This window comes from Acidiferrobacter sp. (assembly GCF_054609335.1).
Genome location: NZ_JBTRWP010000078.1, coordinates 1 through 9,718 on the forward strand (window position 1 = coordinate 1; position 9,718 = coordinate 9,718).

A 9,718-nucleotide genomic window follows, 5' to 3' on the forward strand; every position below is an offset into this window, starting at 1 on the left:
GCAGAAGTCGCGCGCACTCTCTGCGCTTGCCTCGTACTCGGCAAAGAGCTCTTGCCAAGCCTCATTACTGCGGATCTTTGCCATCCATCCGTCTCCATCAATGTGATGGATCGGATCGTAAGCGACTCAGGGGATCACGGGCAGGGTGCGGTTGCTGGAGCGCTTACGCCCGAAGCGGCGCCGTAGGTGACTATGGCTACAACAATAGCAACGATGGCAGCGCCCGCTTTCGATAGGCCCGCCTCATGGTAATTCCAGTGCTGACTCGCAAGCTGCACTTGCTGCCAGGCCACGTCTTCGAGTGGCTTGAGTCTTGATACTCGTCCATCGTGAAATTTCCTCTTCGTTAGCTTGGCGGCTCACGAATAGGAGTTTCGTCGATGGACTCCCCTATTTGTCAAACTTTACCTGCCTCCCCGGCAGAGCCGGGGGGCCTCCCTTTGTAGGCTAGCGCAATATACGCACGGGTATTTTGCATTCCGATTCCATTTCACACTCCAAAGCCGATTCACTCAAAGATCGTGGCGACCCTGGCCAAAACTTCATCCATGACCGCCGCAGGCAGGCTTTCCACCTTGCGCCCATTGCGGGCATTGAGATCGAGCACGCGGGGCTGATCGCAACGGACAACACCGGTTGTCTCGGTCCCGGCAAGAGGCACGACAAAGCCAATGCGGCGGGCAAAATCACCACCATTCGTGATTGGCAGGATCACGGGTAAGCCGGTCGCCCGGTTAAACTCATCCGGTGAGACGACGACGACCGGACGGTGTCCGCGTTGTTCGCGGCCGAGCGTCGGCTCCAGATCGACCATATAGACCTCGCCGCGCCTCACAGAAGCTCGCGGCCTATAGCGGGGGCATCAACCCATTCGCGTTCTTCGGGCGGCTGGGGTTGCGAATAGTCCGATGCGGCCAGAAGCTCAGCCATCGTGTAGCGTGGCCGCCCCTTCGGTTCGACAACGAGTCGTCCGTTATCGACGGCGAGGCCGACCGTGGCCCCAGCCGACAGCTGCAGAACATCGAGCAGCGCTGGGGGGACAGCGAGCATGATAGAACCACCGACCTTGCGTAGATTCGTGATGTGCATAGGCACCTCCTCTAGTTATATATAAATATAACACTACGACCCCGGGTCTGCAACCCTATTTGGGGATTGTGCAATCCAAAGGCGGGTACGTTGGAAATCGCTGCGGCAAGACATGAAAGAATTGAGCTGGCCGTTCCATAGCGCACATGTGTAATTTATCGATTACATTCCGTCAACGTCTTGATCCACAACGACCGACGCCATCAGAAACAAACGTTGCCTACCCAGCCACATCACCAAACGGTCGGGATCCGGTGACCGCCTCGCTTAGACCGTAGTGACAGAGACGCTTGGCAGAGGGGCTGCCGTAGCGGTGGGTCCGCGGAGATCGGATGCGCGCCCTTGGGGGCGCCTCCGATTCCCCTGCGCGGATCATCGTGCAACGCTCACTTTTCCTGTAACGAGAATGGCCCAAGTTGTTACACAACCTCGCATGAGGTCCCGAAACCTCGGCTTATGTCGGGGTAAAATGTCACAAAACGGATGAAGTTAACGTACTGCGTCACAAGGATAATGTGTCTGCGGCGCCGCATGGCGCCAAATGTCTACACAATAGCCCGTGCAATGTACGCATGGTTATTTTGCCTTCCGATTCCATTCTGCAATGTGGGTTTTTGATTTGCAGGGCGATACCTTGATGATAGGACGCCGCTCCGCGGGTACGTACCCGGTTAGTCGTCGCTGTGTCCTGGGGTGCGCCGGGGCGTTTTGCTCGTCATCCCGCGCGCAAAATACAGCCGGATCGCGCCGGTGCCGTCAGCGCTACCGGTGATATCGACCGGGCGCAAAAGGTTTGGGGTGGCGGCGATCCAGAGGCGCTGCCGCAAGACCCTGCTGGTCGGCGCAGCGCGTTTAGATGGGAGTTTCGTCGCTGGGGCTGCGCTATTTGTCGAACTTTAGCTGCCTCCCCGGCAGAGCCAGGGCCTCCCTTTGGGGGCTAGCGAATACGTCTTACAGGACCCACTTCCTGGGGGCTAGGAGACTCTGGCAGGCGGATCTCATGCTCCTTACTGTACTGGTAGTCGTGAAACACATGCTCTGCGGAAAGCAATGCGTAACTCCCGTCGGCCAGAAGATGGGTCGTGTCTTTGAGACGGTAGGTGTAATGGCCGCACGTCCATATGGCAAAATTGCGCATGTGGGTACAGAGACAACTTTTGTCCTTTACCGAGAAAACCGTATCGGCGCCCCGGGCCTCACGTTCACGCTCATAGGCATCTATGTAGGCGCAGTGGCCCGAGCTGTCGAGCAGATAGCCATAGGCCTCGCAGTTCGGTCGTATCGCCGCCCCTATGCCGGGACTGCTCTTTAGCATGCGCATGGGGTACCCGGTGGGCGAGACGAGATTGACCTCGATATCGTCCTCACGCGCCTGAAGATACTCCTGCTTTACCTTTTCCGGCAGCCCGCACTCGTGTGTCACCGTAAAGCGCGTTGCTACCTGCACGGCGCTGGCGCCGGACTCCAGAAATTCCGTCGCATCGCTGCCCGTGAATATTCCCCCGGCGGGGATCACGGGAATATCGAGCCCTTGTTGCGCGAGGTATTGCAGTATTTCCGCGACGATCGTCTTGAGATCGTACTGCGCCCAATCCATACCGAAACCAAGGTGACCTCCGGCGAGCGGCCCCTCGACCACGATATAGTCGGGGAGTCGCCCCAGGCGGGCATTCTTGCGCAAAAATAGCAAAAGCGCCCGCAATGACGACACGATTATCCCCAACTGCGCGTCACGGAACCGGGGGTGATCTTCAATGAGCGCAAGCGATCCCAGGTGCAGGCCGGCGCCCAAGGTAATCCCGTCGATACCGGCGTCCAGTGCGGCCATAAGCCGGACGCGCAAGGTCTCGCGCGGCGCATTCATGGTGAGCTTCTCCATACAGTTTATGAAGATGAGCCCCGGGCCCTTTTTGGCCTCCATGGTACGGCCGACATGCAGTGCGGTGGCCTCCGCGAGACGCGCGAGATCGAACTGCACCTCGGCCTTGTCGTTGTTCAGTACGTTGTGTTTATATTTCCGGAGTTTTTCAGCGACATACTTGGTCTTGAATCGGCGGTCGGACACGGTAGGAACCATGGCGTCCGAGATATGCCCGATCCCGCCCAGTCGCGCCGCCTCAAGCGCCAAACGCGCGGCCGATATGTCGACACCCATGCCGCCGACGATGAGAGGTACCAGTTCATGTCCGGCGAGATGGAGGCGGAAGTCGTTTACGCATTTCATGACAAAAGGTGATTCCCTGGCGGTGGCCGTGTGCGATGTGAGGGATCGGGGCAAACACCCAAGATTGGCTGGATCAGGGAATGTCCCTCTTCGTCTCCGGAACAGGTGAGTGGGCGGCCTGAGGCACCGCGGTATGGGAATGCCAGGACGGTCGGTCGAGTCGCATGCGCCCAGTTCCTTCGTGCCGGCGACCAAATGGCAGGCGCTCAACCCGTACCGCTCGCCAGTACCCCGGGCGGGAGAGGTGTGGCGGCCCTGCCAATTTGCCATATTTCCCAGTTTTTTGGAAGGGTTCCCGTGGCGTTCCCGGTACCCTGCCGACATGTGGCATGGATGGCAGTCTAGCGCCTCGGCGTTGCGATAACCACAGGCCGAGCGGCGTCTTGTAATAATGGTACCAGGGCGCGCGGACGAAGGGTGGGAAAGGGGCCCGGAATTACGGGTCCCCGTGGTGAAGCCCTTGACGCAGCCGCTTACGAACATCCCCACCGGGATGGGTCATAAAGGCCCTCTGCGCGCATCGCGGCGCAGAGCCGCTGTCGTGGGGCGCTGCCGGCGCGTCCATGCGAGGGCGCCTACCCTGGTGGGACCCGGGGCGCACAGGCCCGATCTCCGAGGCGCCACGTCCAGCCCGCGCGTGGCCCTGCCTGTCACGCAGTCGTTCCCGGAGGCAGCGTGGCCGCCCGTCTGGACCGAAGTCGCACGCGGGAAGCGGCCTGAGGGGCGCCCATTCGCACGCCCGCTGCGGCGCAGCGAATCGACGGTTATGACCGCCGGGACCGTGGGGCCCGTTTTGGCGGCACAAGGCACGCGCCGGCCGGGGCACCGGCGTCCGCCCTTACCCACCACAGCGTCGCCCCAAACATCGCCCCTCACGGGTCCCGCAAGACCCGGCAGGGTATGCCGTAACCTGCGGTCCTCGCACGACTCGCCGGGGACAAGTCACATCAGCGTCGCGGCCACGATGCGTCTTGCTCTTCCAGGGGCGTGCTGCCGCGCACAGCCCCCACTGCCGACTTCGTGGGTCTGATAGCTATGGGTTCGTGCCGGGAACGACCAGCTGTGGCGATAGCCCAAGCCCCGGGTTTGGCCCGTGGCCCCGCCGGCCCTTAGTCGCCTTTTGCCGAGCCTTTCAAAGAACCGGCCCCGGTGGCGCATGTCTCGAGCAAGGCGGCCAAGTCCCGGGCCGAAGTCACCTCGGGGCGCTCATTTGGGCGGTGCTCGACCCTGCGTAAACCGCGCATATACGAGCGGAATCCGGAAGTGGGCACTCACCCTACCGTGATCCGGGTCTTGCGTTCGTAGATCGGCTGCCGGTATCCTCGCCGCTTTTGCGGGACGCAGCCAGTATCGCAAGGTGTACGCCTTGACGCGACCGCTTGGCTGGCGTCTGTATCTCACGCGGGAGGCCCTGCGCCATGGACCAACCCTTACAGATCCTCATGTACACGGGTTTTGATCCTGGCGGGCTCGAACGCGCCTACGCCAAGGTCGCCGAGGCCTTGGCGCAAGGGGATTTTCACTCCGCCCAGGTCAAGAAGCTTCGCCATGCCACCTACGGCAAGCTCTACCGGGCGCGACTCAATGATTCCGACCGCCTGCTTTTTTCGCTGGTAAAGCACGGCGAACAGACCGCTCTTCTCATGCTCGAGGTCATACGCCAGCACGACTACGCCTCATCGCGCTTCCTGCGGGGCGCGGAGGTGTCTCCGGAAAAGATCCAGGATGCGGACCCCGCCGAGGCGCGACGCGAGGCCACTCCCCTGCGTTATTGGCCGAAGACCCGCACAAGTATCCATGTCCTGGACAAACCCCTTTCCTTCGATGATACCCAAGCGGCGCTTTTTGCGGCCCCGGCCCCCCTTATACTGGTCGGCGGCGCCGGCAGCGGCAAGACTGCCCTGCTTTTGGAAAAGTTGAAGACCATTCCCGGCGATGTGCTCTACATTACTCACTCCGCCTATCTCGCCGAGCATGCGCGTGAACTTTACTACGCGCACGATTTCGTGCGCGAGGGACAGGAGGCGGCCTTTCTCTCCTACCGAGACTATCTTGAGACTTGGCGCATTCCCGAGGGACGCGAGGCAAGCTGGCGCGACTTTAGCGCGTGGTTTGCGCGTATTCGCCAAAACTCCAAGGGGATAGATGCCCATCAGATCTTTGAAGAGATCCGCGGGGTCATCACAGCGCGCGCCGAAGGGGTGCTTGATTTCGAGGCCTACAAGGCGCTCGGTATCCGCCAGTCCATCTTTGCCGCAGATCAGCGCGAGGCCGCGTACGATGTGTTTGTACGCTATCAGTCGTGGCTCAAGGATCATCGGTTCTTCGATCTCAATTTGCTGGCCCACGCCTGGAAACCTCTGGTACAGCCGCGCTATGACTTTGTCGTCATAGACGAGGTCCAGGATCTGACCGCCATTCAGCTGTCGTTGGTCCTGGCGGCGCTACGCAAGCCCGAGGCTTTCGTGCTCGGGGGCGACGCCAATCAGATCGTGCATCCCAATTTCTTTTCCTGGGCCCAGATAAAAAGCCTGTTCTGGGCGGATTCACGACTGAGCGCGGGCCGCGAATTGCAGGTGCTCACGCATAATTTTCGGAATGGTCGCACGGTCACGCAGGTCGCCAATCGGCTCCTCGAAATCAAGCAGCAACGCTTCGGATCCATTGACCGCGAGAGCAATTTTTTGGTGGAGGCGGTAGGGGAACTGGCGGGAGCGGTGCAGGTCCTGGATGACGCAAAGCCCGGGCTTTCGGCGCTTAACCAACAAATATCCAAGTCGACGCAGTATGCCGTACTGGTTTTGCGCGAGGAAGACAAGGCGGCGGCGCGGGCGATCTTTACGACCCCCCTATTGTTCTCGGTCCAGGAGGCCAAGGGCCTGGAGTATCCCCATATCGTGCTTTATCGTTTTCTTTCCGATCATCGCGCGACCTTTGCGGCCTTATGCGAAGGGGTCCGCAAGGATGACCTGGGGGGAGAGGCGTTGACGTTTCGGCGCGCCAAGGACAAGGGGGACCGATCGCTTGATGCCTACAAGTTTTTCGTAAACGCCCTTTATGTGGCCATCACCCGCGCCGTGGATAGTGTCTATTTGGTGGAATCCGACCACAACCATCCCCTGCTGAATCTGCTGGATGTGCAGGGCCGTGCCGCCGCCCCCATCGTGGTGCCGGCGTCGTCGCGCGATGACTGGCAGAAAGAGGCTCGCAAGCTCGAACTGCAAGGAAAGCTGGAACAGGCCGAGGCTATTCGCGCAAGCATCCTTCAGACAAAGGCGCCACCCTGGCCAGTCGCCAACGCGAGCCATGTCGAGGCGCTGATCCAGAAGGTCTTTGTCGAGCGCGCGGTGGGCAACAAAGGGAGCCAGCAGCTCTTTGAGTACGCCGCGTTCTACGATGCCCCGGAGCTCGCCGAGCGCCTGGCCCAGGAGCGACAGTTCTCTTTGGCCCGTCACTTTGTCGCGCAAAGGCCCCGGATCGTAAAGGCACGGCTCGCCAGTTATAGCCGGCATCACTTCAATGAAATATGGAATGATTGCGACCGCTACGGTCTGGAACACCGCACCCCCATGAACCAGACACCCCTTATGGCGGCGGCGCGAGCCGGAAATGTGGCGCTTGTGGAGGCGCTGTTGGAAAAAGGGGCGCGCCGGGACAGTTGCGATCATTTGGGCCGCAACGCCGCGCACATCGCGTTACGCGAGGCGTTTACCGATCCGGAATTTGCGCAGGCCGGCTTCCCGGCCCTGTGGAGCCTTCTTGCGCCCCTTGGCATCGATTTGCGCATCAATGACCGCCTGGTTCGTCTCGAGAAGCACCAGGCCGAGTATTTCCTTTTCCAGACACTCTGGGCCCTCATCCCCAACGCACCAGTCGACTATGGTCTGGTTCTCGGATTCCGGCGCGGACTTTTGGAGCGCGTCTGGGCCAGATTGCCCGACATCGTCGTCCCGCCCAATCGCAAGCAAGGCTCCTATATATCCGGGCTTCTTGCCCGAAACGAGGTCAATCGGGATTACGCCTATAACCGCCGGCTTCTTGTGCGCGCACAGCAGGGGGTCTACTTGCTGCAATCCCATCTCTATCTGCGCGACCCCGACCGGGAGGGTGAGTGGCGGCATTGGACACAGGCCCATAATCTCGAGTTCCTGCAAGCGCATCTGCCGGCGTATCGGTCCACGTTCAAGGCGGTCCTGGACCTCGCCCCGCATACCGAGATGCCATCGCCCCCGGATGCGAATCCCGCGCCAAAGGCGAGCGATGATGGCCCTCGATAGAGGCCGGCCCACCCTCGTAGACAGGACCCGCCGTGGCGTCGCAGGCAGATGGGCGTGCGCGAAGCGGTACGCCCTCCGGCCCTGACGATCGACAACACCTCTTTTTGGGATCGACGATGGGCGCTCAACGGAGGATAGCGCTGACATGTAACGGATGCGTGGTGGGTGTCCACGCGGGCGCGTGGCGGCGCCAACCATACAGGCGGCCAATAGCGATCACAGCCCCGATCCGAGGACATTCACCTGGGGATCGCAGGGGCGCGCCTCGCAGGCCCTGCGCGACTGGTTGTCCCGAATGAGGGCGCGGGAATACAGCCATTCTCGATGCGACACCGATCATGGATGGCCGATAACGCGCCCGTCGCGGGGGCGGTACCCAACAGGTGGCACTGGGGCTCGCATAGGGGACTGGCTACAGCGCCACCGGGTGTTTATGGCTCCCCATGGGGGATTGTCGGCCCTGTGGGGGATCCGGGCGGTCCGCGCCATTGAGCGCATTGCCTCCCCGCGATGGAAGTCGCGGGCTTCCTGGCGAGGGACCATGAAGGCATCGGGACGCTTTTGAAGACCTGCAGGCGCGCACCGCTGGCTGAATGTCACCGGACTTCACGCGGACGGTCGTATCACGAGCCGGCCGGATCCGTGACGACCGTCATTCCGCGTCGGCGTGCGCGCACCCTTATCCGGGATTCGCAAGACGGACAAGGGCGGCAATGGGCCGGGCATCACAAGCCATGCTGGGCGCCGGCCACGCCGGAACTTGTGCCGAATCTCGGGCACTCGCGGGCAGGAGGGAGAGGCGCGGCGCGTATCGAGGCCGGAACCCTTGCGCCAAGCGCCCCCGATGCGGCGGGACGCCATGGCGCGGTATCATAGAGAGATGAATGCGCCTCCTCGTCGCGTCGCACACCTCGACATGGATGCGTTCTACGCGTCGGTCGAGTTGTTGCGTCAGCCGCAACTGCGCGGCCTGCCGGTGGTCGTCGGCGGCCGGCGGGGTGGCGGGGCGGCGCCGATGACGCTACGCGCCTATGAGGGTCGTGGAGTGGTGACGACGTCGACCTACGAGGCCCGGGCACTGGGGGTGCATTCGGGGATGAGCCTCATGCGGGCCGCGCGCCAGGCCCCGGACGCGCTGCTGCTGGCACCGAACTTCGAGGCCTACCGTCATTACTCAGCGCTTTTCAAGAGCGCCGTCGTTGAGATCGCGCCGCTCATGGAAAACCGCGGGATCGATGAGGTCTATATCGACCTGACGGACCTCGATTCCGACTCGCGATCCCTGGGGCGCCGCTTGAAGGAAGCGGTCCATGAGGCCACCGGGCTTTCGTGCTCGCTCGGGATTGCCGCCAACAAGCTGCTCGCCAAGATCGCCTCCGACCTGGACAAGCCCGACGGCCTGACACTGCTTGGCCCCGAGGACATCGCGCGTCGGGTGTGGCCCCTGTCTGTCGCGACAATCAGCGGGATCGGCCCCAAGGCCGCGGCCAGGCTCCATGGCCTTGGCATCCGTACGATCGGGGAACTGGCGGCGGCCGACGAGGCCCTCCTCGATCGCACCTTCGGTGCGCGCCTCGCGCTGTGGCTTCGTGAGTCGGCGAATGGCGTGGATGACCGCCCGGTGGTGACCGAGAGCGCTACCAAATCCGTGAGTCGTGAGACGACCTTCGAGCGCGACCTCGATGCGCGCGCCGACAGGCCCCGGCTGTCGGCAGTCCTCATCGAATTGTGCGAACGGCTGGCAGGCGATCTCTCCAGAAAAAATCTGGCGGCGCGCACCATCGGCATCAAGCTGCGCTACGCCGACTTCCACACCGTGACGCGCGACCTGACGGTGCCACGCCCGATTAGCGGGGCGCACGATATCCTGGCCGGGGCCCGTGAGTGCCTGCGCCGCGTCGCGCTCGACCGCCGCTTGCGGTTGCTTGGGGTGCGTGCGGGCTCGCTTTCGGGACCGTCCGGGGCGGCCATGCCCGGTCAGCAAGCGGAGCTGCCGTTCGGGGAGCGAGGCCCTGGCATCAATAGCGCGTGACAGGATAGGGTGGGCTCGGAGCCCACCCTAAGCCCGGCCGGGTCGCCAGACGGCGAGGCGGGTCCTAGACCCACCAGGGGGTCGGCGATCGTCGGG

6 protein-coding genes are annotated in these 9,718 nt (G+C 62.3%); 3 read left to right on the forward strand and 3 right to left on the reverse strand.

The window, feature by feature from the left end:
• Positions 1-186, forward strand: a 186-nt coding sequence (locus ACYCTF_RS13500) for a hypothetical protein (RefSeq protein ID WP_461285037.1), incomplete at its 5' end; no start/stop codon positions are given.
• Positions 187-508: 322 nt separating this feature from the next.
• Here the strand turns inward: ACYCTF_RS13500 and ACYCTF_RS13505 are convergent.
• The 3 genes from ACYCTF_RS13505 to ACYCTF_RS13515 form a co-directional block, all read right to left on the reverse strand.
• The gene (locus ACYCTF_RS13505) at positions 509-835 is read right to left on the reverse strand and encodes a type II toxin-antitoxin system PemK/MazF family toxin (RefSeq protein ID WP_461285038.1); all 327 of its coding nucleotides are present in this window, start codon (positions 833-835) and stop codon (positions 509-511) included.
• Positions 832-1,089, reverse strand: a complete 258-nt coding sequence (locus tag ACYCTF_RS13510) for an AbrB/MazE/SpoVT family DNA-binding domain-containing protein (RefSeq protein WP_461285039.1) — start codon at positions 1,087-1,089, stop codon at positions 832-834. The genes ACYCTF_RS13505 and ACYCTF_RS13510 overlap by 4 nt, the downstream gene beginning before the upstream one ends.
• 937 nt (positions 1,090-2,026) lie before the next feature.
• Positions 2,027-3,313: a nitronate monooxygenase gene (locus ACYCTF_RS13515; protein ID WP_461285040.1), complete on the reverse strand. Its 1,287-nt coding sequence runs from the start codon at positions 3,311-3,313 to the stop codon at positions 2,027-2,029.
• Between the two features lie 1,418 nt (positions 3,314-4,731).
• Here ACYCTF_RS13515 and ACYCTF_RS13520 point away from each other — a divergent pair.
• Both ACYCTF_RS13520 and dinB read left to right on the forward strand, forming a co-directional pair.
• Entirely contained in the window at positions 4,732-7,590 is a 2,859-nt protein-coding gene (locus ACYCTF_RS13520; protein WP_461285041.1) for a UvrD-helicase domain-containing protein, read from the forward strand.
• An 880-nt stretch (positions 7,591-8,470) separates the two neighbouring features.
• On the forward strand, positions 8,471-9,622 hold the full coding sequence (gene dinB / locus ACYCTF_RS13525) for a DNA polymerase IV (RefSeq protein WP_461285042.1): 1,152 nt from the start codon (positions 8,471-8,473) through the stop codon (positions 9,620-9,622).
• The last annotated feature ends 96 nt before the right edge of the window (positions 9,623-9,718 follow it).